The 23,197-nt window shown below is 65.1% G+C and carries 25 protein-coding genes; 9 read left to right on the top strand and 16 right to left on the bottom strand.

Features of this window, described 5'->3' with window-relative positions; translation table 11 throughout:
* Window positions 1-51 precede the first annotated feature (51 nt).
* Window positions 52-291 (bottom strand): 30S ribosomal protein S18, encoded by a 240-nt coding sequence (gene rpsR, locus XH91_RS20330; RefSeq protein WP_007592020.1) that lies wholly within the window; start codon window positions 289-291, stop codon window positions 52-54.
* Between the two features lie 5 nt (window positions 292-296).
* Window positions 297-794 carry a 30S ribosomal protein S6 gene (gene rpsF, locus XH91_RS20325; protein WP_128952215.1) on the bottom strand — a complete coding sequence of 166 codons (498 nt, stop codon included), beginning with the start codon at window positions 792-794 and terminating at the stop codon, window positions 297-299.
* A 478-nt stretch (window positions 795-1,272) separates the two neighbouring features.
* On the opposite strand from rpsF, the gene XH91_RS20320 reads away from it, so the two are divergent.
* From XH91_RS20320 to gmk, 9 genes are all read left to right on the top strand, one after another.
* The gene (locus tag XH91_RS20320) at window positions 1,273-1,977 is read left to right on the top strand and encodes a TetR/AcrR family transcriptional regulator C-terminal domain-containing protein (RefSeq protein WP_128952214.1); all 705 of its coding nucleotides are present in this window, start codon (window positions 1,273-1,275) and stop codon (window positions 1,975-1,977) included.
* Between the two features lie 3 nt (window positions 1,978-1,980).
* Entirely contained in the window at window positions 1,981-3,006 is a 1,026-nt protein-coding gene (locus XH91_RS20315; RefSeq protein WP_128952213.1) for a fatty acid desaturase family protein, read from the top strand.
* Between the two features lie 166 nt (window positions 3,007-3,172).
* Window positions 3,173-4,132: an ACP S-malonyltransferase gene (fabD, locus tag XH91_RS20310; RefSeq protein ID WP_128952212.1), complete on the top strand. Its 960-nt coding sequence runs from the start codon at window positions 3,173-3,175 to the stop codon at window positions 4,130-4,132.
* 68 nt (window positions 4,133-4,200) lie between these two features.
* Window positions 4,201-4,938, top strand: coding sequence for a 3-oxoacyl-[acyl-carrier-protein] reductase (fabG, locus tag XH91_RS20305; RefSeq protein ID WP_057757979.1), 738 nt, complete (start codon window positions 4,201-4,203; stop codon window positions 4,936-4,938).
* 309 nt (window positions 4,939-5,247) lie between these two features.
* On the top strand, window positions 5,248-5,487 hold the full coding sequence (locus tag XH91_RS20300) for an acyl carrier protein (RefSeq protein WP_008130699.1): 240 nt from the start codon (window positions 5,248-5,250) through the stop codon (window positions 5,485-5,487).
* A gap of 108 nt (window positions 5,488-5,595) precedes the next feature.
* Window positions 5,596-6,861, top strand: a complete 1,266-nt coding sequence (gene fabF / locus XH91_RS20295; protein WP_128952211.1) for a beta-ketoacyl-ACP synthase II — start codon at window positions 5,596-5,598, stop codon at window positions 6,859-6,861.
* A gap of 125 nt (window positions 6,862-6,986) precedes the next feature.
* Window positions 6,987-8,240: an endolytic transglycosylase MltG gene (gene mltG / locus XH91_RS20290; protein WP_128952210.1), complete on the top strand. Its 1,254-nt coding sequence runs from the start codon at window positions 6,987-6,989 to the stop codon at window positions 8,238-8,240.
* Window positions 8,241-8,381: 141 nt separating this feature from the next.
* A complete protein-coding gene (locus tag XH91_RS20285; protein ID WP_128952209.1) occupies window positions 8,382-9,269 on the top strand; it encodes a YicC/YloC family endoribonuclease in 888 nt (295 codons plus the stop codon).
* 3 nt (window positions 9,270-9,272) lie between these two features.
* On the top strand, window positions 9,273-9,932 hold the full coding sequence (gmk, locus tag XH91_RS20280) for a guanylate kinase (protein ID WP_128952208.1): 660 nt from the start codon (window positions 9,273-9,275) through the stop codon (window positions 9,930-9,932).
* Here the strand turns inward: gmk and XH91_RS20275 are convergent.
* The 14 genes from XH91_RS20275 to lptF form a co-directional block, all read right to left on the bottom strand.
* Window positions 9,865-11,040, bottom strand: a complete 1,176-nt coding sequence (locus XH91_RS20275; RefSeq protein ID WP_128952207.1) for a hypothetical protein — start codon at window positions 11,038-11,040, stop codon at window positions 9,865-9,867. The genes gmk and XH91_RS20275 overlap by 68 nt on opposite strands.
* Before the next feature lie 152 nt (window positions 11,041-11,192).
* The gene (locus tag XH91_RS20270) at window positions 11,193-11,693 is read right to left on the bottom strand and encodes a single stranded DNA-binding domain-containing protein (protein WP_128952206.1); all 501 of its coding nucleotides are present in this window, start codon (window positions 11,691-11,693) and stop codon (window positions 11,193-11,195) included.
* Window positions 11,694-11,720: 27 nt separating this feature from the next.
* Window positions 11,721-13,067 carry a caspase family protein gene (locus XH91_RS20265; RefSeq protein ID WP_128952205.1) on the bottom strand — a complete coding sequence of 449 codons (1,347 nt, stop codon included), beginning with the start codon at window positions 13,065-13,067 and terminating at the stop codon, window positions 11,721-11,723.
* Between the two features lie 134 nt (window positions 13,068-13,201).
* The gene (locus XH91_RS20260; RefSeq protein ID WP_128952204.1) at window positions 13,202-13,423 is read right to left on the bottom strand and encodes a hypothetical protein; all 222 of its coding nucleotides are present in this window, start codon (window positions 13,421-13,423) and stop codon (window positions 13,202-13,204) included.
* A 58-nt stretch (window positions 13,424-13,481) separates the two neighbouring features.
* Window positions 13,482-13,658 carry a hypothetical protein gene (locus tag XH91_RS38955; protein WP_164934221.1) on the bottom strand — a complete coding sequence of 59 codons (177 nt, stop codon included), beginning with the start codon at window positions 13,656-13,658 and terminating at the stop codon, window positions 13,482-13,484.
* A gap of 39 nt (window positions 13,659-13,697) precedes the next feature.
* Window positions 13,698-13,889, bottom strand: a complete 192-nt coding sequence (locus XH91_RS20255) for a hypothetical protein (RefSeq protein ID WP_128952203.1) — start codon at window positions 13,887-13,889, stop codon at window positions 13,698-13,700.
* A gap of 265 nt (window positions 13,890-14,154) precedes the next feature.
* Window positions 14,155-14,382, bottom strand: a complete 228-nt coding sequence (locus XH91_RS20250) for a hypothetical protein (protein ID WP_128952202.1) — start codon at window positions 14,380-14,382, stop codon at window positions 14,155-14,157.
* Between the two features lie 70 nt (window positions 14,383-14,452).
* On the bottom strand, window positions 14,453-15,511 hold the full coding sequence (locus XH91_RS20245; RefSeq protein ID WP_128952201.1) for an alcohol dehydrogenase: 1,059 nt from the start codon (window positions 15,509-15,511) through the stop codon (window positions 14,453-14,455).
* A gap of 26 nt (window positions 15,512-15,537) precedes the next feature.
* Window positions 15,538-16,392 carry a 16S rRNA (adenine(1518)-N(6)/adenine(1519)-N(6))-dimethyltransferase RsmA gene (gene rsmA / locus XH91_RS20240; RefSeq protein WP_128952200.1) on the bottom strand — a complete coding sequence of 285 codons (855 nt, stop codon included), beginning with the start codon at window positions 16,390-16,392 and terminating at the stop codon, window positions 15,538-15,540.
* A complete protein-coding gene (gene pdxA / locus XH91_RS20235; protein ID WP_128952199.1) occupies window positions 16,392-17,417 on the bottom strand; it encodes a 4-hydroxythreonine-4-phosphate dehydrogenase PdxA in 1,026 nt (341 codons plus the stop codon). The genes rsmA and pdxA overlap by 1 nt, the downstream gene beginning before the upstream one ends.
* Entirely contained in the window at window positions 17,417-18,361 is a 945-nt protein-coding gene (locus XH91_RS20230; RefSeq protein ID WP_164934222.1) for a SurA N-terminal domain-containing protein, read from the bottom strand. The genes pdxA and XH91_RS20230 overlap by 1 nt, the downstream gene beginning before the upstream one ends.
* A gap of 69 nt (window positions 18,362-18,430) precedes the next feature.
* Entirely contained in the window at window positions 18,431-20,917 is a 2,487-nt protein-coding gene (locus XH91_RS20225) for an LPS-assembly protein LptD (protein WP_164934223.1), read from the bottom strand.
* Entirely contained in the window at window positions 20,917-22,014 is a 1,098-nt protein-coding gene (gene lptG / locus XH91_RS20220) for an LPS export ABC transporter permease LptG (protein ID WP_128952196.1), read from the bottom strand. Before lptG ends, XH91_RS20225 begins: the two co-directional genes overlap by 1 nt.
* On the bottom strand, window positions 22,011-23,180 hold the full coding sequence (gene lptF / locus XH91_RS20215; protein WP_128952195.1) for an LPS export ABC transporter permease LptF: 1,170 nt from the start codon (window positions 23,178-23,180) through the stop codon (window positions 22,011-22,013). Before lptF ends, lptG begins: the two co-directional genes overlap by 4 nt.
* Between the last annotated feature and the right edge of the window lie 17 nt (window positions 23,181-23,197).

Genomic DNA, 23,197 nt, shown 5'->3' with positions numbered 1-23,197 from the left:
AGTTCAGAAACGTTACGACCGGCGGCGTGATCGCCGCCGGTCGGATTCGTCTTAGCGAATGACGTAGGGCAGCAGGCCCAGGAAGCGCGCGCGCTTGATGGCGCGGGCGAGCTCACGCTGCTTCTTCGCGGACACCGCGGTGATGCGGCTCGGCACGATCTTGCCGCGCTCGGAGACGTAACGCATCAGCAGCTTGGAGTCCTTGTAGTCGATCTTCGGCGCATTGGCTCCCGTGAAAGGGCAGCTCTTGCGGCGACGGAAGAACGGGCGACGTGCACCAGCTTCAGCCATTGTTCTTACTCCCCATCCGTCGTTTCAGCTTCGTCGCGCGGGCGGCGCGGGCCGCGATCGCCGCGGAAGCCGCCACCATCACGATCGCCGCCACGGAAACCGCCCTCGCGGTCGCCACGGAAACCGCCTTCACGCTCGCCGCGGAAGCCGCCGCCACGATCGTCACGCTCGCGATCACGATCCGCCTTGCGCATCATCGCGGACGGGCCTTCCTCGAGCTCTTCGACGCGAACGCTGAGATAGCGGATCACGTCCTCGCTGATGCGCTCCTGGCGCTCGATCTCGGCGATCGCCGCGGACGGCGCGTCGATGTTGAGCAGCACGAAGTGCGCCTTGCGGTTCTTGTTCATGCGGTAGGTGAGGGAGCGAACGCCCCAATTCTCGGTCTTGGTGACCTTGCCGCCGAGACCTTCGACGATGCCGGTCATCTGCGCAGTCAGCTCTTCGACCTGCTGCGTGCTCGCGTCCTGGCGCGCGAGAAAAACATGCTCATAGAGAGCCATATCAGTCCTTTCCTCATGTTGGCGCATTGCCCGGCGTCAAGCCCTTAAGAGACCTTCGGAAAGGACTCTGGGATTAAGCTCAGAAGGCGGAAACACGGGACGACGGGCCGACTGGCCCTGCCACACCAAAATCACTGAGGATTTGCTGAGACCGTCCGTTCAGCTCCCGGCCGGGGTCTGCGGATGCGCGCGTTATACGGATTTTGGCCGGCTTGGCAAGGTTTGAGGCCATGTTTTTGGGCCCCAGATGGTTCCGGCGCGGGGCGGCCGAATGTGCTCGCCACACACTCAGTGTCATCGCCCGGCGTGACCGGGCGATCCAGCACCTAGAGGCGGTTGTGGTTGTGCCGATAGGGCGCGGCGTACTGGATGCCCCGCCTTCGCGGGGCATGACAGCCAGGGATGGCCGGTCCTCAAATACCATAACCGGCTTGATTTATTTGTTTGTATGTCATACAAATAAAGCGAGAGAGGATCTGTGGTGGAAAAGCCATTGCACGAGCCGCTTGAGACGGCTGACGAGCCCAAACACGCGGCCCGAGCGACACGCTCGGCCGGCCGCAAGATGCGGTCCCTGTTGCTGGATGCAGCGAGTCCGCTGTTTCGGGAGCGGGGGCTGTCGGGTACCGCGATCAGCGACATCGCGGCCGCCGCGGACGCGTTTCCAAGCCAGATCACCTATTACTTCCGCACCAAGGAGGCGTTGTTCGTCGAATGCGCCTGCCGCGATCTTCTGTATCTGGCGCGTGCGACCGAGCAGGCGGCGCTGAAGGCGCGGACGCCGCGGGACTACACGCAGGCATTGGCTGAGGCCGTGACCGCGAGCGATTCGATCGCATTCTTTGCAGAGGCGCTGACGCTGACGCGGCGACGCCAGGATTTGGCGCCGCTGGTCGAGCGCACCATCGAGCGCCTGCATGCTGAAGGCGCGCGCGCCTATGCCGGCCAGGTGGCGCGCCATGGCTGGCGTTCGTTGCGCGCGCCCGACGAAAGCTCGCGGCGGTTCTGGGCGGTCGCCATCGGCGTCGTCCTTGAAGGTTATGCCATGGGCCGCTCGCCCGAGGCGCTCTGCGCCGAAATGCTGCGCGTGCTCGGTGAGCAGGCGAAATCGATCGGCGATCCAGCACATCTGCGTCTCGTCGACGAGCGTAACGCGTCGAACCGTCAGAACGAGGAGGGCTAGGTCATGACCGCGCTTCGCATGCGGGCCCGCGATTTCCTGACCGACGATCAACTCGCCGACATACGCCAGCGCGTGACCTGGAAAGGCGTCGCGATGATCGCGCACGCCTGGGCGCTCATCATTGGCGCGATCGCGCTGGTGGCGTGGTGGCCCAATCCGATCAGCTATGTTCTCGCCGTCGCCGTCATCGGCTCGCGCCAGCTGGGTCTCGCGATCCTGATGCATGACGGCGCGCATGGCTGCCTGTCCGCGGACGAGAAAACCAATCTGGCGCTGAGCCAGTGGCTCTGCGCCTATCCGCTCTTTGCCGAGACGCGCAGCTATCGGCGCTATCATTTGCAGCATCACGCGCGCACCCAGCAGGAGGACGATCCTGATCTGGTGTTGTCGGCGCCGTTTCCGATCACCAAGCTGAGCTACCGCCGCAAGTTCATTCGCGACATCACCGGGCAAACCGGCTACCAGCAGCGCAAGGCGCAATTGCTCAATGCGCTCGGGCCAAAGGACTGGCCGTGGCGCCGGCGCGCCGCGCATTTCCGGGAGAAGCTCGGTCCGCAGTGCCTCGTCAACGCCGCGATGTTTGCTGGCCTTGCGGCGGCCGGTGTGTGGTGGGCCTATCCGCTGCTGTGGCTGGTGCCGCTGCTCACCTGGATGATGGTGATCACCCGCATCCGCAACATCGCCGAACACGCCGTCGTGCCTGACAGCCGCGATCCCTTGCGCAACACCCGCACCACGCACGCCAACTTCCTCGAGCGGCTGTTCATCGCGCCGTATTACGTGAACTACCACCTCGAGCATCATCTCTTGTTCTACGTGCCCTGCTACAACCTGCCGAAGGTCCATCGCCTGCTCAGCGAGAGCCGTCACGCCGGTCGCATGGAGGTTCAGCCTGGTTACGCCGCGGTTCTACGGCTTGCGACGGCGAAGCCTGATCGGGACGACCGTCCCGGTCAGCTGGTGAACAGTGCGCGCCGCGCGCGGGCAGGGGCGGCGGTCGACGCCAACCAGACCAACGGCGGATTCTAGCGGCCGGATCCCCAGTTGAACGCCGGCCGAAGCTCTTATCTTGGCTTGACATTCCGGCCCCGGACAGTGTCTACGGCCCCTTTCGGAGCATGGTCGGGAACCAAGGCTCGGGCCGGACGTCATCGGCTGCCGGGTTCTCGTGTTGAGCGATCCAGGGAGCGCGCCGATGACGGCAGCATTCACATTTCCGGGGCAGGGTTCCCAGGCGGTCGGCATGGGCAAGGCGCTGGCCGACGCTTTTCCTGTGGCGCGCGCCGTGTTCGACGAGGTCGATGCCGCGCTAGGAGAGAAGCTGACAGCGACGATCTGGGACGGCCCGGCCGAGACGCTTCAGCTCACCGAGAACGCACAGCCGGCCTTGATGGCGGTGTCTGTGGCGACCCTGCGTGTGCTGGAGGCTGAAGCCGGGTTTTCCGTGGCACGGGATGCCGCCTTCGTCGCCGGTCACTCGCTCGGCGAATATTCGGCGCTGGCCGCGGCCGGCAGCCTGACCATCTCCGACACCGCGCGGCTGCTTCGCACCCGCGGTCTCGCAATGCAAAAAGCCGTACCTGTTGGCGCCGGCGCCATGGCTGCGCTGCTCGGACTGGATTATGACGCGGCCATGGAGGTCGCCAGGGAGGCGGCGCAGGGCCAGGTCTGTCAGGCGGCCAATGACAATGGCGGCGGGCAGGTGGTCGTCTCCGGCGACAAGGCGGCAGTCGATCGCGCCGTCGAGATCGCCAAGACCAAGGGGGCCAAGCGCGCGATGCTGCTGCCGGTGTCCGCGCCATTCCATTGTCGACTGATGCAGCCCGCGGCCGACGCCATGGCCGAGGCGCTGTCCAAGGTCACGATCAAGGCGCCGGCTGCGCCGCTGGTGTCGAACGTGCTGGCATCAGCCATCACCGATCCCGACGACATTCGCCGCCGGCTGGTCGAGCAGGTAACCGGCACCGTGCGCTGGCGCGAGTCGGTCGCCTATATGGCGGGGCAGGGCGTCACCCGTTTCTTCGAGATCGGCGCGGGCAAGGTGCTGACGGGGCTCGTCAAGCGCATTGCCGACGGCGCCGTCGGCGTTGCGGTGGGCGGCCCGAACGATATTGCCGCCGCCAAGGATGCATTGGCCGCCGCGAAGCAGGCTTAAGTTTCCGCACGATCTTACCGGAAAACCGCTGCACGCTTTTCCGGATCGTGCTTTGAAGGAGTTTCTCAATGTTCGATCTGACTGGCAAAAAGGCGCTCGTCACCGGCGCGACCGGCGGCATCGGCGGCGCGATCGCGCAGGCGCTGCATGCGCAGGGCGCGACCGTCGCGATTTCGGGAACGCGCAAGGAAGTGCTGGACGAGCTTGCCGGCAAGCTCGGCGAGCGCACCCACGTGCTGCCTTGCAATCTCTCCAAGGCCGATGAGGTCGAGGCACTGGTGCCGGCTGCTGAAGCCGCGATGGGCCAGGTGGACATCCTCATCGCCAACGCCGGCATTACGCGCGACAATCTGTTCGTTCAGCTTCGTGACGAGGATTGGGACGAGGTCATCAACGTCAACCTGACCGCGACCTTCCGCCTGGCGCGTGCTGCCACCAAACTGATGATGCGCAAGCGCTTCGGCCGCATCATTGCGATCACGTCGATCGTCGGCGTGACCGGCAATCCGGGGCAGGGCAACTACACCGCGTCGAAGGCCGGCCTGATCGGCATGATCAAGACGCTGGGCGCCGAATACGCCAAGCGCGGCGTCACCGCCAATTGCATCGCGCCCGGCTTCATCAAGACGCCGATGACCGACGCGCTCAACGACAAGCAGCGCGAGACCATTCTGGCCAAGGTTCCGGCGGCCCGCCTGGGCACGCCCGAGGATATCGCGGCCGCCGCCGTTTACCTGAGTTCGAACGAGGCTGCTTACGTCACCGGCCAGACCATCCATGTCAACGGCGGCATGGCCATGATCTGACGCGCCGTTCCGCACTGCCCACATGGGCGGTGCAGATGCGGCAAACGGCCGTTTCCGGAGCGAATTGAGGCGTGTAGTCAAGGCAGTTGAAGTATGATAACCGGACCTTCAACGGATGGGCAAAGAACGCCATTGCAGGTTTTTGAAACCCTGTATATTGGCGATGCGGAGCCTTGGCCGTCGTTCGCCGGGCCTCTATCGGTTAAGATGGGGCCAAATCAAAGTTCGTAAGCGAAGGCAGTCAACGACCACGACGGCTCGTATCGTCCCGGGGGGTCGGGTCTACAGGGAACAACACGAGGTTATGCAATGAGTGACATTGGCGAGCGGGTTAAGAAGATCGTGGTCGAACACCTTGGTGTTGAACCCGAGAAGGTTGTCGACGCAGCGAGCTTCATCGATGACCTCGGCGCCGACAGTCTGGACACCGTCGAGCTGGTGATGGCGTTCGAAGAAGAATTCGGTTGCGAGATTCCGGACGACGCCGCTGAGACGATTCTCACCGTCGGCGACGCCACGAAGTTTCTCGAGAAGAACGCGAAGAGCTAAGGCTCTTCATTTTCGCGGGGACAACATTGAAACCGGACGGGCCGCCTCCCAGCGGTCAGCCGGTTTCTTGTTATTGGCCGTGAATCTTTCGATGCGGAGTTTTCGGATATGAGGCGGGTTGTCGTCACTGGTCTCGGCATGGTGTCGCCACTCGGCTGCGGCGTTGATGCCACCTGGAAACGCATCCTCGACGGCGAGAGCGGCGCGCGCAGGATCGAGAGCTTCGACGTCTCCGATCTTCAGACCAAGTACGCTTGTACCGTCGTGCGCGGCGACGGCAGCAACGACAGCTTCAATCCCGACAAGTGGATGGAGCCGAAGGACCAGCGTAAGGTCGACGACTTCATCATTTTCGGCATGGCCGCGGCCGGCCAGGCCCTCGACGATGCCAACTGGCATCCCGAGACCGAAGAGGACAAATGCGCGACCGGCACCATGATCGGCTCGGGCATCGGCGGCCTCAGCGGTATCGCCGACACCGCGATCCTCCTGAAGGAGCGCGGACCCCGCAAGGTATCGCCGTTCTTCATTCCGGGCCGCCTGATCAATCTGGCCTCCGGATATGTGTCGATCAAGCACGGGCTGAAGGGCCCGAACCATTCGGTGGTCACGGCCTGTTCGACCGGCGCCCATGCGGTCGGTGACGCGGCCCGCCTGATCGCGCTCGGCGATGCCGACGTCATGGTCGCAGGCGGCGCGGAGTCGCCGATCAGCCGCATCGGCATTGCCGGCTTCAATGCCGCACGCGCGCTGTCGACCGGCTTCAACGAGACGCCCGAGAAGGCCTCGCGTCCCTACGACAAGGACCGCGACGGTTTCGTGATGGGCGAGGGCGCCGGCGTCCTCGTCCTGGAGGAGCTCGAGCATGCCCGGCGCCGTGGCGCGAGGATCTATGCCGAGGTGATCGGCTATGGCCTGTCCGGCGACGCCTATCACATTACGTCGCCGTCGCCCGATGGTGATGGCGGTTTCCGCAGCATGTCGGCCGCGCTCAAGCGCGCAGGCCTGACTGCGTCCGATCTCGACTACATCAACGCGCACGGTACCTCGACGCCGCTCGGCGACGAGATCGAGCTCGGTGCGGTGGAGCGGCTGCTCGGCAATGCCGCCTCCAAGGTGGCGATGTCCTCGACCAAATCGTCGACCGGCCATCTGCTCGGCGCGGCCGGCGCGATCGAGGCGATCTTCGCGATCCTCGCGATTCGCGATAATGTCGTGCCGCCGACCATCAATCTGGACAACCCGTCGGTGGAGACCGCGATTGATCTCGTGCCGCACAAGGCGAAGCAGCGCGAGGTGAACATCGCGTTGTCGAATTCCTTCGGTTTCGGCGGTACCAATGCGTCGGTGATCGTCCGGCGTCTGGCCCAATAGTTTGCGTTTGAGACGAATCCACCGTTTTGCCGTATTCGGCGATAGTCATATCCGTGGGCGCGTGCATTTGGCTCGGCAAGCGATTGTCAGGCTGCGATTGAACCGGCAGGATTCAGGTTGCTTCGATGAGTGAAAGGCCGCCCATTTCGCCCCGGAGTCCGCGGGCAGCGCTCGAGCCCGAGCAGGTCCCGCCGCCGCCGAAGCGTTCGGAGCGGGCGCGCAACCCGTTCGTCGTGGTCGGCAACGCCATCATCACCTTGCTCTTGATCGGCATGATCGGCGCAGGCGCGGCCTATTATTACGGCCGGCAGGTGCTGGAGTCGCCGGGGCCGCTGAAGGAAGACAAGGTCGTCAACATCCCGCAGCGTGCTGGCAAGCGCGATATCGCCGAGACCTTGAACAAGGAAGGCGTTACCGACGTCAACCCATGGGTGTTCATCGGCGCTGTGGCTGCGCTGAAGGCGAGCTCGGACCTGAAGCCCGGTGAATATTCGTTCCAGAAGAACGCGAGCTTGCGCGATGTCATCGGCACCATCGTCGAGGGCAAGGTGGTCCAGCATGCCGTCACGATTCCCGAAGGCCTGACCTCCGAGCAGATCGTGGCACGGCTGACCGACAACGACATCTTCACCGGCAGCGTGCACGAATTGCCGCGCGAAGGCACGCTGCTGCCGGAGACCTACAAATTCCCGCGCGGGACCCCGCGCGACCAGGTGATCCAGCGCATGCAGCAGGCGCACAAGCGCGTGCTCGCCGAGATCTGGGAGCGCCGCAGCCAGGACCTGCCGATCAAGACGCCGGAGCAACTGGTGACGCTGGCCTCGATCGTCGAGAAGGAGACCGGCAAGCCGGACGAGCGCAGCCGTGTTGCGGCCGTGTTCGTCAACCGGCTCAAGCAGAAGATCAAGCTGCAGTCCGACCCGACCATCATCTACGGCCTCGTCGGCGGCAAGGGCACGCTGGGGCGTCCGATCAAGCGCAGCGAGATCACGCAGCCCTCGCCCTACAACACCTATGTGATCGAAGGCCTGCCGCCGGGCCCGATCTCCAATCCCGGCCGCGCCTCGCTGGAGGCCGCCGCTAACCCGGCCCGCACCCGCGACCTCTATTTCGTCGCCGACGGCTCGGGCGGCCATGCCTTCACCGAAACCTACGACGCGCACCAGAAGAACGTCGCAAAACTCCGTGCGATGGAGAAGCAGATCCAGAACGACACGGTCGAGCCGGCCGATGACGCGCAGCCGCCGGCCGCCGCCGCGCCTGCGGCCGCCGATACGGCGCCAACCGCGACCACGCCGCCCAAGCCGACCCAGAAGAAGCCGGCGCGGCCTGCCCGCCAGGGCGCGGTCCAACTGTCGCCGCCGGTGGTCCAGCGCTAGGCCGGTCCTATCGGGGTCCGTGCAGACGTGCCCGCAGACCTGCCTGCGGACTTTGCGGATTCCACTTTCCTGCAAAATAGTCTTAAGATTCCCATGGCCCGATGGCCTTGCGAATCCCATGTTTTCGGAGAATTTGACCTGATGGCGCTGTCGTCCATGACCGGCTTTGCCCGAAGCCACGGCGCAAGCGGGCCGTATACGTTCGAATGGGAGTTGAAGTCGGTCAACGCCAAGGGCTTTGACCTCAGGGTGCGGCTGCCGCAGGGCTTCGACGAGCTCGAGGCCCACGCCAAGAAGCGCGCCGGCGAGCTGCTCTCGCGCGGCACGGTCTACGCCAATCTCAACGTCAAGCGTGCCAACGCGGCCGCCACCGTCCGCGTCAATGAGGACGTGCTCAACGCCGTGCTGAAGGCCGCCGCAATGATCTCCGGCAAGGTCGACGCGGTCGCGCCGAGCATCGACGGCCTGCTCGCCATCAAGGGGGTCGTCGAGGTCGCCGAGCCCGAGGGCGACGAGGAAGAGGACAAGGCCGCGCGCGCTGCCGCCGCCGACGCCTTCGACAAGGCGCTCGACGAGCTCGTGGCGATGCGCAAGCGCGAGGGCACCTCGCTCGGCCAGATCCTGACCCAGCGGGTCGACGAGGTCGAGCAGCTCGCGAAGAAAGCGGAGGGCTCGCCGGGCCGAAAGCCGGAGGCCATCAAGGCGAGGCTCGCCGAGCAGATCGCGGCTCTGCTCGACACGTCAGACCGTTTCGATTCCGATCGCCTGATGCAGGAGGCGATCCTGATCGCCACCAAGGCCGACATCCGCGAGGAGCTCGACCGCATCGCCTCGCACATCGCGCAAGCACGCGAGCTGATCGGCAAGGGCGGCCCGATCGGCCGCAAGCTCGATTTCCTGGCGCAGGAGTTTCACCGCGAGGTCAACACCTGCTGTTCGAAGTCGAACGACATCGAGCTGACCAATACCGGGCTCGCCATGAAGAACGTGGTCGAGCAATTCCGCGAACAGGTCCAGAATCTGGAGTGATCGATGACGACGGGCGGTCACGGAACTGACGGGGTCGAGCGGCGCGGATTGATGTTCGTTCTGTCCTCGCCCTCGGGTGCGGGCAAGACGACGCTGTCGCGGATGCTGATCGATCGCATGCCGGGCTTGCGCATGTCGGTGTCGGCGACGACGCGCGCGATGCGGCCCGGCGAGGTCGACGGCCGCGACTATCTGTTCGTCGACAAGCCCAGGTTCGACGCCATGGTGAAGGGCGACGAGCTCTTGGAATGGGCGACCGTGTTCGACAACAGCTACGGCACGCCGCGCGCGCCCGTCGAGACCGCATTGTCGGCGGGGCAGGACGTGTTGTTCGACATCGACTGGCAGGGCACGCAGCAACTGCGCGAGAAGGCGCGCGCCGACGTCGTCAGCGTCTTCATCCTGCCGCCGTCGGCCGGCGATCTCGAGAAGCGGCTGCATTCGCGCGCGCAGGATTCCGACGAGGTCATCCGCAAGCGCATGAGCCGCGCCAGCCATGAGATGAGCCACTGGGCCGAGTACGACTACATCGTCATCAACCACAATGTCGATGACGCCTTCGCCGAGGTGCAGTCGATCCTGAAGGCCGAGCGCCTCAAGCGCGAGCGGCGGACCGGGCTCGTGAGCTTCGTGCGAGGGCTGCAAGGTCAGCTTCAAGGCTAGGGTCGAGGCTCGGCTGCGTCAGCCGCGGCCCTTCGCTCGCCATCCGCTCCAGCATCGCCGTGATGATGTCGATGTCGACGGCATTGTCCTCGCGCGGATGGTCCTCGTGCGCGCCTGCGGCGTGCGGGACCGGCTCTTCCTCGTGGATCCTGTCGGCCGCGAGGGGAGAGGCCGAGGCCTCGATCTCGAATTCATCGTCGTAATGGTCGATCCCGGTCTCATCAGGTTCTTCAACCGCGACCTCGGTGGAACGGCCTTGCGAGGCGATCCGTCCGATGGCGTCGCTGAAAGCGGCGATCTGAGGCGCTTGTGGACGCACCGCATCGAAGTCGACGGGAAGCGGGCGCTCTGCGCGCGGCGCCGTGTGCCAGGGCGCGCGGCTGTTGTCGTCATCCTGCCTGTTCCAGCTGACGCGGCGATCGGCCGTCTGCACGCGCGCGCGGCCACCGGCGAAGCGGTAGATCACGCTGGCGATGAGGCCGGCGAGCGCGAGCGCCGCGACAATGACGAGCAGCAATGTCTGGAGCGAGCCGGTCGGCTTGTCAGCGCTGTCGGCCGCGGCGAGCGCCACAGGGGCAGGGGATTCGGACGGCTGCGCGCTCGCCTGGTCCGCTGCCGCTGCCGGCTGCGGCATGGGCGCGGCGGCTGCCGTCGTGGTATCAGGCCAGCGCGCGGCGACCGCCGGTTGCTGCGGTTCGCCGCTGGTGGCGGATGCGGGCTGAGCTGGCTGTGGCGTCGCTGCTGCAGGCGCAGCCTGCGCGGCGGTGCTCTGCGGCGCGATGTATTCGGCGCGCGCATTCTGCACCGATTGCGGCGGCGAGGAATCCGGTTGCGGCGAGTCGTTCGCGGTCTGCGCGGTGGTTGTCGCTTTGGCGCCCTCGGCGCGCAAATACCAGCATTGCCGCTTGGTCCCGCGTTCCACGTGATAGTGCCAGTGCTGTCCCTGCGGCGCAGTGCCCTTCGGTGAGGCGAGGCAGTCGCTTGCGGCACTCGCCGCGCTTGCGGCGGCGGGGGCGCTCGGCGCGTTCTGTGAGACCGCGGCCAATGGTGCGCCGGCAATGATGCTGCCTGCCAGCGCGGATAAAAACTTTGCGGTGCGGTTGCCCATCCTGGTCTCCCGATTACGCATGACGCAACTCGTTACCTTCCCTTTCTCAACAAAGAGTTAGGTGGCAATGAGCCGCAAATCCGGAGAGGATGTGGCTTGAATCGGGCCTGCGCGGCGTTCGTTCCACCGCGGATTCAGGCTTTTTGTCGGCGCTATTGTTTGCTCGCGGTCCAGGTTCCCGAGCAGCCGTCGGAGCGGCGGAACGTGCCGGAACCGCTGCGCCCGGACAGCCGGCCAGCGCCGGTATAGGTGATGCCGCCTTCGCCATGCCCGAACGTGTGCACCGAGCCGTTCGCGCTGACGGTTCCGCTGACGCCTTCGGCGATCACACGGCCCGAGGTCACGACGGTCGCGCCGCTCGTCGTGCCGCCGCACCCGACACTGGTGACGGCCCAGGCGCCGTCGAAGCTGCCGCCACCTCCTCCGCCGCCGCGCCGTGACGAGCGTTGTTCGTCAGCCGCCGGCTTGCTCCGGCGCGCCGACGGCGCCGGCTCCGCCGAGCGGCCGGGAGAACTGTCCGGGCGCGAGCCAGACAGGGATTTCTCGTCATTGCCGATCGATCCGCCGGCGCTACCGGACTGCGCAAAGGCCGATGGTGAGCCGAGAATGATAATGAGCGAGGTGAGCGCAAATACGCGGGCGGGGTTCGTCATGAGCAATCAATCCATCATCATGAAAAATCAGCGACCGGAGCCGTCGGCACAGACGGCGCCAATAATGCGGCAAGCTTTGCCGGCCTTGCCGCAATCGTCAAGCGCGGCGTCCTTTGCACGCTGGACGCTGTCGCGCTGGACCAGCGACCAGGATTTGTCCGAGATCGCGAACGCGCCGCAGCTCTTGCCGTAAAAGGAGAGCTCGATCGGACATTTGGCACCGGCGCAATTGCCGCGCGCATCCGCCACCGCCGCGCGCCGCGAGGCGTGATTCCACGAGATGCCCCATTTGTTGCTGTCGGCCCCATAGACGATCGAACCCCACGGCTTGAGGTCCTCCATCTTGCGCATCCGCAGCAGCAGGCCCTCGGTGGCTTCGCCGGTCGGCGCCATGGCGATGCGCTGTTGAAGTTTGGTGATGGCGCGCGTCAGTCCGTCGGGCGTGTCAGGGTCGAAATTGAGCTCGTAGAGCCGCTCGTTCAACTCGCTGAGCAGCGCGGCATCGCGCAGCGGAACGCGGTCGGGATCGGCGCGGAGGCGCTCGGACGGCAGGGGATCCGGCTGCATCGCCGCGACCTGTGGCGGCGCAGTCTGCGTCGGCGGCACGAAATAGAACGTGCCGTCGATCGGCGAGGATGAGACCCAGGGTTGCTGCGCGCCCGCGGTGGCGCGCTTCACGGCAAGCCCAACCTGGTTGAAGGTCTGGAACACGTCGAGGCCTGCGGTGCGGACGGTCGCAGCGAGCGCCTTGGTGTAGGGGCTGTGACCGTCGCTGCCGTCCTGCGCGACGTTGCCGGGCTGTGTCGCGTAGGAGATCAACGTGCCCTCGGGCGCGCGCATCTGTGCAAGCCCGCCGTCCGAGGAACGCAGGCCGCGCGAGCCGAACGGATTGTTGCGGCAGGCATCGAGGATGACGAGGTTGAGCCGCGTGCCTGAGCCCTGCATCTGCCGCAGCACCAGGTTGACGTCGGTCATCTGGAAATCGACGTCGGCCTCGCGTGTCGGATTGGCGCCGACGGGCACGAGATAATTCGAGCCCGCGACCTGCACGCCGTGGCCGGCATAATAGAACAGCGCAACGTCGGCGCCCTGAACCTGCCTCCCAAAGCTCTGCACGGCGATGTCCATCGCGGCCTTGTCGAGATCGAGCTGGGCATGGCCACCGACCAGCGTGAAGCCGAGCGAGGCGAGGGTGTCGGCCATCAGGCTCGCATCCTTGGACGGATTGTCGAGCGGCGTGATGTTCCTGTAGGCGGAGTTGCCGACGACGAGCGCGATGCGCTTCTCGGCGAGAGCCGGCGGGCTCGCAACGGTGAGCGTCGCTGCGACCAGCGCCGCCAGCATCAGGACGCGATTGACAATCCTCGCGTGCATGAAAGCCCCCAAATCAATGGTGACAGTCTAACAGCCCTGTGCGCAGGCGAAAAGCGGTGCGATGCTCATGTCGGAGGCGCTCAGCGCGGCTGATTCCCCGAGGGCAGTCTCTCGCCGGTAATGACGAGGCGCGTCTATTTCCACACACTCGCCAGCTTCAGCGCCAACATGCCCAGCACGCCGCCGATCAATCCCACCATCGCGTAGGACTGCGCAAACATGCCGGTCTGGATGAAGACCTGGCACGCGATGACGAAGCAGATCGCGGTGAGAAGGAGGCAGGCATAGCCGGCGATGATCGCGCCATAGCGGATCGCGACGGCGACCGGCCTGGCGGGGGAGACGGGGTCGGTCATGCGGGAAGACTGATTCTTGGCGGATGGCGCGCTCCGCCGTCGCGCACGACCAAAAGCATCATTTGCTTGCGCAGCAATCGACCAGCAGGCGCCAGATGCGCTGAATCTCGACGGACCTCTGCATCTCGAGCACGTGGTTCTCGCTGACACCAGGGGAGGGAGCTACGGCGTGGAGTTCGCGCGGTGCGATCCAGCGTTCGGAGATCGGATCGTACCATTTGCCGGGAGTCACCAAGTTCGTATCTCCTCTTCATTCCCCCCGTGGATTCTGCGCCTATCCCATGCGCCGGCTGGTGGTGTTCTGGGTGAGATTGCCGTGGGCGGCCTGCTCACGGATGTTCTGTTTCTCGTCGTCGCGATGGCCTTTGGTGGTGTCGACGGGAACGGTCGGTGCGCTGCCGGCGCCCTTATGGCTCTGGTTTTCGTCGGGAACGGGCTGCACGGTCTTTGTCAGCGGCTTCGTCATGCAGATCACACTCCGTCATTGCCTTGACGAAAGGTCAACGCGCTGGACGCTCGGGGCGTTCCAGCAGCGGGCCCAAGTGTTCGCGGGTAGGACGGACCGCTTCGCACCGGGCGGCCTCGTCGTCAGTAAGCGCGTCGCAGGCATTGTTGCCTGTCCGCCACGTCGCGAACTTTGTTCTTCACCGGAGAACACCGGATATTTCGAAAACGGAACACCCGCTCTGTTCAACAGTGAACACAGGTACGCGCGTATGGCTTGCGGCTCGCTACCCGAGGCGGGCCTCGCGCGTCACCGACCGGTCGTTCGCGTGCCGGTACGCATCGATCGCTCGGTTGGCGAGCATCAGGGGCCGGCGCTCGCCGGTTCTGAGCTGCGCTTCGATCGCGTCGAGGATGGTATCCGCGGAGACATCAGGCGGCCCGAGCTCGCCGGTCTTCTCGAGGAAGCTCCAGGCGATGAAGAATGCGCTTTCGACCGTACAGCGAATGGACATGCGCTGCCAACGCAGTGCGGCCGAAGCCGTTCCGCGTGCAGTAGCAAGACATCTCGCCGTCGGTGAAGACCTAGTTCTTCAGCACGATGCGGCCGACCACCTTGCCGGCGCGCAATTCGTCGATCCACTTCTGGACGTCGCCCATCGGCTCTTCGCGCATCGGCGTCGGCTTGATCTTGCCGGCGCGGGCGAGCGCCATCAGCTCATGCGCCTCCGCAAGCGTGCCGACCATGAAACCCTCGACGGTGAGGCGCTTGTAGACCCATTGCACCATCGGGAGCGTGAACTGGCCGCCCATCAGGCCTGACACCACGACCTTGCCGCCGCGCGCGGCGACTGCGACCGCAAACGCCATCGACTTCTCGTTGCCGGCGAAATCGACCACCTCGTCGAAGCCGCCATCGGTCTCCTTCAGGATGCGCTTGATCACGTCGGGCTCGGACGGATCGTAGGCAACCGCGGCGCCGTTCTTCAGGGCGGTCTCGCGCGCGGCCGGCGACAGATCGGCAACCGTGATCGGTTGCTTGAACATCGCCTGCGCGAAAGACAGGCCCATCATGCCGACGCCGCCAAGACCGATCAGCAGCAGATTGCGCTGGCGCGGACGATCGACCAGGCGCTTGAGCGCCCCGTAGGCGGTGACGCCAGAGCACATCAAGGTCGCAGCCTGGTTGACCGGCAGGGGATCGTAGTCGAGCAGGTACTTCGCGTCGGGCACCAGCACGTGGGTGGCGAAGCCGCCGTCGATGGAGACACCGAGGAAGCGCTGCTTGGCGCAGAGATTCTCGTCGCCGTTCTTGCAGTCGCGGCACTGACCGCAACCGATCCAGGGAAACACCGCCTTCTTCGAACCGACGAGGCTTGCCGGCACGTCAGGGCCGACTTCGTCGACGACGCCGGCGATCTCATGGCCGAGCGTGAAGGGCAGCGTCATGCCGCGCGTGGTGTCGAGCTTCTTGCCGCCGCCGAGATCGGCATAGCCGTCCTGGATGTGCAGGTCGGAATGGCAGAGGCCGCAGCGCTCGATGCGCACCAGCACCTCCATAGCCTTGGGCTTGGGCGCATCGACGATGGTCTCGCACAGGGGCGCATCGAACTTGACCAGCGACTGCCGACGCATCAACGCCATATTCCTTCCTCCGAAATTCCCGATGATCAGGCTTGGCTGCGTATATCCGCCAATTCACGCGCCATGGCAACAAAGCCGGAGATAGGGATGGTCTCCGCACGCCGCGTCGCATCGACACCGGCGGCTTGCGCAAGCCGCGCGGGATCGACGCCCAATGATTTCAGGCTTTGCCGCAGCATTTTCCGGCGCTGGCCGAAGGCCGCTGCTGCCACCTGTTCGAGCAGCTTGCGATCGCAGGGCAGCGGCTCGGCGCGCGGCACCAGGCGCACGACGGAGGAGGTGACTTTCGGCGGCGGCACGAAAGCGGACGGCGCAATGTCGAACAATATCTTTGTCTCGCAGCGCCAATTGGCGAGCACGCCGAGCCGGCCATAGGCGTCCTCGTCCTCGCGCGCGACGATGCGTTCGCCGACCTCGCGCTGAAACATCAGCACCATCATGTCATACCAGGGCGGCCAGGGTTCGATGGTGAGCCAGTTGATCAAAAGCTGGGTCGCGATGTTGTAGGGCAGATTGGCGACGATCTTGGCGCGCTCTCCTGAGAGCAGCGGGCGCGGGTCGAACGTCATGGCATCGCCATGCACGATCTCGAGCCTGCCAGGGTAGCGCGCGGAAATATCCTGCAAGGCGGGAATGGCGCGCTCGTCGTGCTCGATGGCGATGACGCGCCTTGCGCCGAGCGCGAGCAGCGCCCGTGTCAGTCCGCCGGGGCCGGGGCCGATCTCGACAATGACGCTCTCTTCGAGCGGCGCTGCTGCACGCGCGATGCGCGCGGTGAGGTTGAGATCGAGCAGAAAGTTCTGGCCGAGCGATTTGCGGGCCGACAGCGCATGCCGGCGAATGACCTCGCGCAGCGGCGGGAGGTCGTCGATCGCGCTCATCAGCTGTTCGCAGCCGCCATGCGGCTCGCGAGCTTGAGCGCGGCGATCAAGCTCGCGGGATTCGCCTTGCCGCTGCCGGCGATGTCGAAGGCGGTGCCGTGATCCGGAGAGGTGCGGATGAAGGGCAGGCCGAGCGTGACGTTGACAGCGTCGTCGAAGGCCACGGTCTTGATCGGGATCAGCGCCTGGTCGTGATACATGCAGACCGCGCAGTCATAGGTGTTGCGCGCGGCTTCATGGAACATGGTGTCGGCGGGCAGCGGTCCCCTGGCGTCGATGCCGTCGTTGCGCAGCGCCTTGAGCGCGGGCGCGATCACGGTCTGCTCCTCATGGCCGAGCGAGCCGTCCTCGCCGGCATGCGGGTTGAGTCCGGACACCGCAATGCGCGGCTCCGCAATGCCGAAGCGGGATTTCAGCTCGGCTGCGACGATGCGTACGGTCGAGACGATGAGGTCGCTCGTGAGCTGCGTGAGGGCATCTCGCAGCGACACGTGGATCGTCACCGGTACCACGGCGAGCCGCGGCGACCACAGCATCATCACCGGCTGCGGCACGCGGCCGTCCGCCTCTGCGAGCTCGGCGAGGAATTCGGTGTGGCCGGGATGGCGGAATCCGGCGCGGTAGAGCACGCTCTTGGCAATGGGATTGGTGACGATTGCGCTGGCGTGGCCCGCGCGAACGTCGGCGACCGCCTCGCGGATCGAGGCGAGCGCGGCCGGTGCGCTGGAGGCGTCAGGTTTGCCGGGCTCTGCGGTCGCGCGTTCGCTGGTTGCAACCACGGGCAAGGCGTCGGCAAAGGCGGCCTCGGTCTCGCTGGGGCTTACCGAGGCGATCTTGATGTCGGCGCCGAGCGCCTTGCCCAGCGCCTTGGCGCGGCGGGCGATGAACGCCTCGTCGCCGCGCAGGTAGAAGGCGGGCAGGCCGAGCTCGCGGCGCCTCAGCCAGGCGGCGATGGTGATGTCGGGGCCGATGCCGGCAGGCTCTCCGAGCGTCAATGCGAGAGGCGTTGCGGGAGCGGTAGCCATCAGCGGTTGCGATATTCGATCATCGCCGCCTTGCGGAGCTCGTCGAGATAGGCCTTCTGGGTCTTCTCGTATTTCTCCGTATACATCTTCTGCTGGATCTCGCGCTTCTTCGGCGTATCGATCGTGGTCGGCTTGCGCGAGCACACCACCACCATTTCGATGCCGGCCTTGGTGACTTCCGGTGCGGTCATATGGCCGATCGGTGTGTCGTCGAGCACCTTGCGCAGCGCTTCTGGCAGGTCCGAGGTCGTCTTGGTGACGGTCTCTCGGATGGTCGCATTCGGCGTCGAGCGGAACAGCGAATTGGCTTCCTCGCAGCTTCCGACACGCGCGCGATATTGCTCGGCCTCCTTCATCCGCGTCTCCTGGAAAGCAGGGGAGGAGCCGCGCGGGACGATCAGCACGACCGGCTGCATCTTGTATTCGGTGCCTTCGATCTGGAGCTTCTCGTCGCCGCTCTCGCGCACCTTGTCCGCGACGTCCTTCTCGTTGACCAGCAGCTTCTCCTTGAAACGGCCGCGCACGAGGCTGGTCCAGACCATCTCGGACTTCATGCGGCTCTTGAGGACGTCGGGACGCACGCCCTTGACCTCGAGCGACTTGCTGAGCTGATCGGGCGTGACGCGCATGCGCTGCGCCATGCCCTCGTAGGACTGGTTGACGTCGGACACGGTGGGTTCGACACCGTATTTCTTGCCTTCCTTGATCTTGATCTTGTCGTCGATCAGCTCGTTGATGACGTCCTGCCGGCTCGGCGTCTTCTGCGTCGTCAGCGTGTCGAGCTTGGAGCGCTGCTCGATGTCGTAATCGGTGATGGGATCCCCGTTGACCATCACCACGATGTTCTGCGCCCGCGCCGGTGCGCCGGCGAGCACGAGCATGGCGACCAGCAAGGCGCCGAGCGCGGGAGGGAGGAGGCGGAACACGGGCAGGGAGGTCGTCATGGTTGTCGCTCGCATGTCAGCCGAAATGATCCTGCGATAGGGATCGCGCGGCCGGCATTTTGGACGGGTTCACTGGATGCCGGCGGAACTGCTGGACGCCGCCGAGGTCGCCAGCGTGCGCAAGCCAATCTGGAACATGAACGCGTGGCTCAGTACGGGCGGCGTGGTGCCCGCGGAGTAGCTATACGAAGTTACGTAGTTCGCCGCCAGCACGAAGCAATCGTCCACATAGCCGGCGCCGAGCACATATTGGTTGATCTTGTTGGCCTGGAGATCCCAGCGCGCCGAGCCCGTCACCACCCAGTTGGTCGCGACCTTGACCGAGCCCGTCGTCAGGATGCCCTCGCGCCGGGTCAGGTAGCCGAGTTCGGGCTGGGCCGCGTAATTGCCGTACAGCATGCTCACCGACCAGCGATTGAAATTGGCGCGGCCTTCCGCCTCGAAGCGCTGGAAGTTCCAGGTCTGCTCGTCCATGCGGGAGCGGACGCTGAACGTATAGGTGCTGTTCGGCGAATAGCTGGCGCTGGCCACGTAATCCGAACGCGGCTTGTCGAGGCCGGAATTGATGCCGGTATTAATGGAGTCCTGCACCGCGAAGGAGTTCATGCCGAACAGCTGGTAGGACTGGCCGAACAGCACCTTGATCGCGCCGCCCCTGTCGAACTGCGTGGTCGACTGCACGCCGACATTGGCGCGGCCGCCGCCTTCGACGCGGTCATAACCGGAGAACTTGTCGACGCTGAACAGGTTCGAGGCGTCGAACACCATGCTCTGCGCATCCTCGTTGGGAAGCTTGCCGGCATAGGTCTCGTTCGGACGGATGATGACCTGCGCGATTGGCTCGATGGTGGTCGAGCCCCAGGGCTGAACGTTGATGAAGGGATAGCGATATTCGAGGCCGACGGTCGGCATCAGGCGGAACGCCTGGGTGTCGCCGACGGGCAGGTAGTTCGACACGCCCGGCTGGTTCGAGACGTCGGAGTTGATCGCGTCGGCGCGCAGGATGGCGAACGGCGTCCAGATCTCGCCGAACGGATCGGTGTAGGACTTGCGCCATTGCGCCTCCGCCGACAGGCGGGTGTACGTGCCGGGGAAGCCGCGCAGCAGGCACTGCGTCGGCGTGCGCGCGAGCGGATCGGCCGAGGCCATCGTGCACAGGCCGTTGGTATTGGCCGTCGTCGTGATCGGATCGAACGCCGCGTCGTTACGGGTCAGGTTGACGAAATTCGTCTTGTAGGAGACCTCGCCGCCGAAGATCGGATAGTTGAGCACGTTCGAGTAGTCGATCACGGGATAGACGACCGGAACCTGCTGCTGGTTGCCCGAGAAGCTCAGGAAGTACATCGTGCGGGCATCGAAGAAGCTGCGATTGCCGACGCCGGTCAGATAGAGCTGCGAGATCGCTTCCGTCGGAAGATTCAGGAACGATCCCAGCGGATCGCGATAGGCCGACAGGCGGTAGTCCGACATGAAATAGTAATCGGACAGCAGGACGCCGTCCCAGCCCCAGACCCATTTGTCGTTCAGGGCGAACTGGCCCTTGGTCTCGACGCCGCCGCGGAACTGGCGGTCGCCGGGCTGACCGGCGAAATTGCCCGGATTGAGCTGGTCGATGCCGTAGACGCGAACCTGGTAGGCGCCGTCCAGCAGGCGCTGGCGGAACTCGGCCTGGAACAGCACGCCCTGCTTGGAGGTGATGCGCGGGTTGAAGGTTGCGTCCATATCGGGCGCGATCGCCCAATAGAACGGGACTTCGACCCCGTAGCCGAACGCCGTGTAGGAGGTGAAGCCCGGCATCAGGAAGCCGGTCTTGCGCTTCACGGTCGGGTCGGGCGTCGAGAAATAGGGCATGTAGGCGAGCGGCACGCCGAAGAATTCGAGCTGCGCCGTCTCGAAATACAGCATCTTCTCCTGTTGATCATGGATGATGCGGGCGCCCTTGACCTGCCAGAGCGGCGGCTTCTTCGGATCGTCCCGGCACGGTGCGCAGGCCGTGTAGACGCCGTTCTCGAACACGGTGTAGTTCCCCGAGGAACGGTCGGCGCGGGTCGCGGCCATCCGGGTCTGGTCTTCGGTGTCCACGCGCAGCGAATCGACGAAACCGTCACGGTAGTCGTCGGACAGATCGAGTATCTCGGCATAGGTGATCTTGCCGTCGGCATCCGTCATGCGGATGTTGCCCTCGGCATGCAGCCGCTTGGTCTTCTGGTCATAGATGACCCGGTCGGCCTCGACGCTGGTGCCGTTGTAGAACAGCTGAACGTTACCGACCGCCGAGACGCGCGAATTGTTGTAGTCGTAGTCGACCTCGGTCGCCTGCACGAGCATCTGGCCGTCATTGGCGGCCCGCGGCGGCTTCGGACGCGGCGGCAAAGGATTGTAGGTGAAGCTTTGCGCGGCCGCAGGCGCCACCGCGGCGACATCCATCATCCCGGCGAGCGAGGCGACGGCAATGGCGGCCAGCATCAGCTTGCGGATGGACAAGCCGCATCCGTTCGCGCGCACCACGTTGCGCTGCGCCCAGCCAGCCAGATGTCCTCGGCGGACGGCCGTCACTATCCGTCCTCCTGATACAGCAAGGCCAAAAAGCCGGTGAGGCCGCCCACCACCACGGGCAACCACGCCGCAGCGATCGGATGCATCAACTCAGCCTTGCTCAAGTCTTCAGTCACTTTCGACAGAACGTAGAGCAGAAAGCCTGCGCCCACGCCACTCAAAACCATCTTCTGTACGCCACCCATCCGGAAGAAGCGCAGCGACACGGAAGCCGCGAGCATCACCATCGCTGCGAGCAAAAACGGCTGCGCAAGAAGCTTGTGATACTGGAGTCGATAGCCGGCTGTCGCGAAGCCCGAGCTCTCGGAAGAACGGATGTAGCTCGGTAGTTGCCAAAAGGACACAGTCTCGGGTGTGGAAAAGCTGTTGCGGACCTGCGCCTCGGTCAGCGTCGTCGGAATCTCCAGGCTGGCCTGGTCGACCGGCGGGGCGTCGAGCGTGAAACGGCGCACGCCCTTGAACAGCCAATGACCTGACTCGAGCGTCGCCTCGCGCGCCTCGATCCGCTCCTTGAAGTGCTGATCTGTGTCAAACCGGAACAGTGTGAGGCCCGTCAGCCGGATACCCTGCTGTTCGCTGCGTGCGGCGTTGATGATGGTCTGGCCGTCGCTGGTCACCTGGTTGAGCCAGAAGCCCGAGGCGTCCTGGATGCCGCCGCCGGGCGCCGAGCCGAACAGCTCGGCTTCCATGCGCTTGGACAGTTCGCGCAAATTGGCCGACATCGGATTGTAGGCGACGGTGGCGAGCACGCCGATCACGAGCGCACTGCCGAGTGCCGGCGAGATGAACTGCCAGGCCGAAACGCCGGCGGCGCGCGCCACCACGAGCTCGAGCCGGCGGGAGAGCGCGAGATAGCAGGTCATGGCGCCGATCAGCACGCAGAACGGGGTCAGCTTCTCCAGCAATTGCGGCACCCGGAACAACGAGGTTTCGGCCACCATGATCGCGGAGGCGGATGCCAGCCCCGAAGTCTTGCGCACCATCTCGATGTAGTCGACCAGCACCAGCAGCAGGAAGATGCTCGCGAACACGCCGAGTGCGGCGACCACGAAGCGGCCGGCGAAATAGCGCCCGAGCGTGTTGGTGAGCATGCTCATGCGGCGGCCGGCCGTCCGAACAGCCGCGCAATCCGCGCGTTCGACCTGTTGATGGCCTCCAGCAGGCCGGGCGGCGGCTCGACCACGATGCCGCCGATCACCATCCAAAGTCCGACACCGATGGCCCCGAGCACCATCAAATATTGGACCAGCACCGCATCCGCCGATTTCACGGACATGACCGAGCAGGCGAAGCCTACCATGCGCAGGCCGAACACGACGAGGATCGAGGAGCCGATCGAAAAATTGCGGCTCTGGCGCGTGGTGCGCGGCGCGCCCAGGAACGCGAAGGTCAGCACGGCAAAGGCGAACGGATAGATCGGCGCCAGCAGGCTGTCATGCAGGGCCGAACGGAACTGCCCGGGAATCTGCTTGTAAACGGGGTCGTCCTCGGACGGCGAGAACAGCTCCCAGAGATAACGCTCGCGAATGCCGAGCGTGACGTCGTGGCCCTGGTTGCCGAACTTCGACATGTCGAAGCCGTAGCGGCCGAATGCCACGAGGGCCGGGTCGCGCTTGCCGGCCTCGAAGCGCTGCAGATTGCCGTCCTTGAGCACCAGGAACGATCCGTTCTCGTTCTTCACGACCTCGCCATGCTCGGCGACGATCGAGACACGCTCATTTGGATCGCGGCGGTCGTCGATGAAGATGCCGGCGAGGATGCCGCCGGGCAGCCGCTCGCGGATGCGGATCGTGAGGTTCTTGTCGAGCTGGGCGAAGCGGCCGGGCTGCAGGATGTTGGTGAGCACGTCGGCGGTGATCTCGGCGTCCCATTGCTTGATCCGCCGCATGCCGTCGGGAGCGAGGTAGGCCGCAATGAAGGCGACCAGCAGCGCCACCACGCAGGTGGCGTAAAAGAATGGATAGAACAGCCGGAACGGCGAGAAGCCGGCGGCATTCATCACGATGATCTCGGAATCGGTCGCGAGCTTGTTCAGCGTGTGCGAGATCGCGATCATCAGCGCGATCGGCGAGATGATCAGCACCAGTGCGGGGATCACGAGGCTGGTGATGCCGAGGAAGGTCAGGATGGTCTGACCCTGGCTCGTCATCAGGTCGATGCCGCGCAACGCCTGCGTAATCCAGATCACGCCGGTGAGGCTGACCAGGACCAGCGCAAACGACGCCAGCGTCGTGCGGAAAATATACCTGTCGATCGACCCCATGCGCTACCGCACGAATC

Origin of the sequence: Bradyrhizobium guangzhouense (assembly GCF_004114955.1) — a bacterium.
Classification (GTDB): Bacteria; Pseudomonadota; Alphaproteobacteria; order Rhizobiales; family Xanthobacteraceae; genus Bradyrhizobium; species Bradyrhizobium guangzhouense.
Note: the sequence above shows the minus strand (reverse complement) of the source record. Positions and strands in the feature narration are given on the sequence as shown.

Bases quoted from the DNA above. Each gene is read 5' to 3' on its own strand.
- fabG (WP_057757979.1), top strand. From the start codon at position 4,201: ATGTTCGATCTGACTGGCAAAAAGGCGCTCGTCACCGGCGCGACCGGC.
- XH91_RS20285 (WP_128952209.1), top strand. From the start codon at position 8,382: ATGGCGCTGTCGTCCATGACCGGCTTTGCCCGAAGCCACGGCGCAAGC.
- lptF (WP_128952195.1), bottom strand. From the start codon at position 23,180: ATGGGGTCGATCGACAGGTATATTTTCCGCACGACGCTGGCGTCGTTT.
- rpsR (WP_007592020.1), bottom strand. From the start codon at position 291: ATGGCTGAAGCTGGTGCACGTCGCCCGTTCTTCCGTCGCCGCAAGAGC.
- rsmA (WP_128952200.1), bottom strand. From the start codon at position 16,392: ATGAGCGCGATCGACGACCTCCCGCCGCTGCGCGAGGTCATTCGCCGG.
- XH91_RS20270 (WP_128952206.1), bottom strand. From the start codon at position 11,693: ATGACGAACCCCGCCCGCGTATTTGCGCTCACCTCGCTCATTATCATT.
- XH91_RS20255 (WP_128952203.1), bottom strand. From the start codon at position 13,889: ATGACGAAGCCGCTGACAAAGACCGTGCAGCCCGTTCCCGACGAAAAC.
- XH91_RS20245 (WP_128952201.1), bottom strand. From the start codon at position 15,511: ATGGCGTTGATGCGTCGGCAGTCGCTGGTCAAGTTCGATGCGCCCCTG.
- XH91_RS20250 (WP_128952202.1), bottom strand. From the start codon at position 14,382: ATGTCCATTCGCTGTACGGTCGAAAGCGCATTCTTCATCGCCTGGAGC.
- mltG (WP_128952210.1), top strand. From the start codon at position 6,987: ATGAGTGAAAGGCCGCCCATTTCGCCCCGGAGTCCGCGGGCAGCGCTC.
- lptG (WP_128952196.1), bottom strand. From the start codon at position 22,014: ATGAGCATGCTCACCAACACGCTCGGGCGCTATTTCGCCGGCCGCTTC.
- XH91_RS20275 (WP_128952207.1), bottom strand. From the start codon at position 11,040: ATGGGCAACCGCACCGCAAAGTTTTTATCCGCGCTGGCAGGCAGCATC.
- pdxA (WP_128952199.1), bottom strand. From the start codon at position 17,417: ATGGCTACCGCTCCCGCAACGCCTCTCGCATTGACGCTCGGAGAGCCT.
- fabD (WP_128952212.1), top strand. From the start codon at position 3,173: ATGACGGCAGCATTCACATTTCCGGGGCAGGGTTCCCAGGCGGTCGGC.
- gmk (WP_128952208.1), top strand. From the start codon at position 9,273: ATGACGACGGGCGGTCACGGAACTGACGGGGTCGAGCGGCGCGGATTG.
- rpsF (WP_128952215.1), bottom strand. From the start codon at position 794: ATGGCTCTCTATGAGCATGTTTTTCTCGCGCGCCAGGACGCGAGCACG.
- XH91_RS20260 (WP_128952204.1), bottom strand. From the start codon at position 13,423: ATGACCGACCCCGTCTCCCCCGCCAGGCCGGTCGCCGTCGCGATCCGC.
- XH91_RS20300 (WP_008130699.1), top strand. From the start codon at position 5,248: ATGAGTGACATTGGCGAGCGGGTTAAGAAGATCGTGGTCGAACACCTT.
- XH91_RS20265 (WP_128952205.1), bottom strand. From the start codon at position 13,067: ATGCACGCGAGGATTGTCAATCGCGTCCTGATGCTGGCGGCGCTGGTC.
- XH91_RS20315 (WP_128952213.1), top strand. From the start codon at position 1,981: ATGACCGCGCTTCGCATGCGGGCCCGCGATTTCCTGACCGACGATCAA.
- fabF (WP_128952211.1), top strand. From the start codon at position 5,596: ATGAGGCGGGTTGTCGTCACTGGTCTCGGCATGGTGTCGCCACTCGGC.
- XH91_RS20230 (WP_164934222.1), bottom strand. From the start codon at position 18,361: ATGACGACCTCCCTGCCCGTGTTCCGCCTCCTCCCTCCCGCGCTCGGC.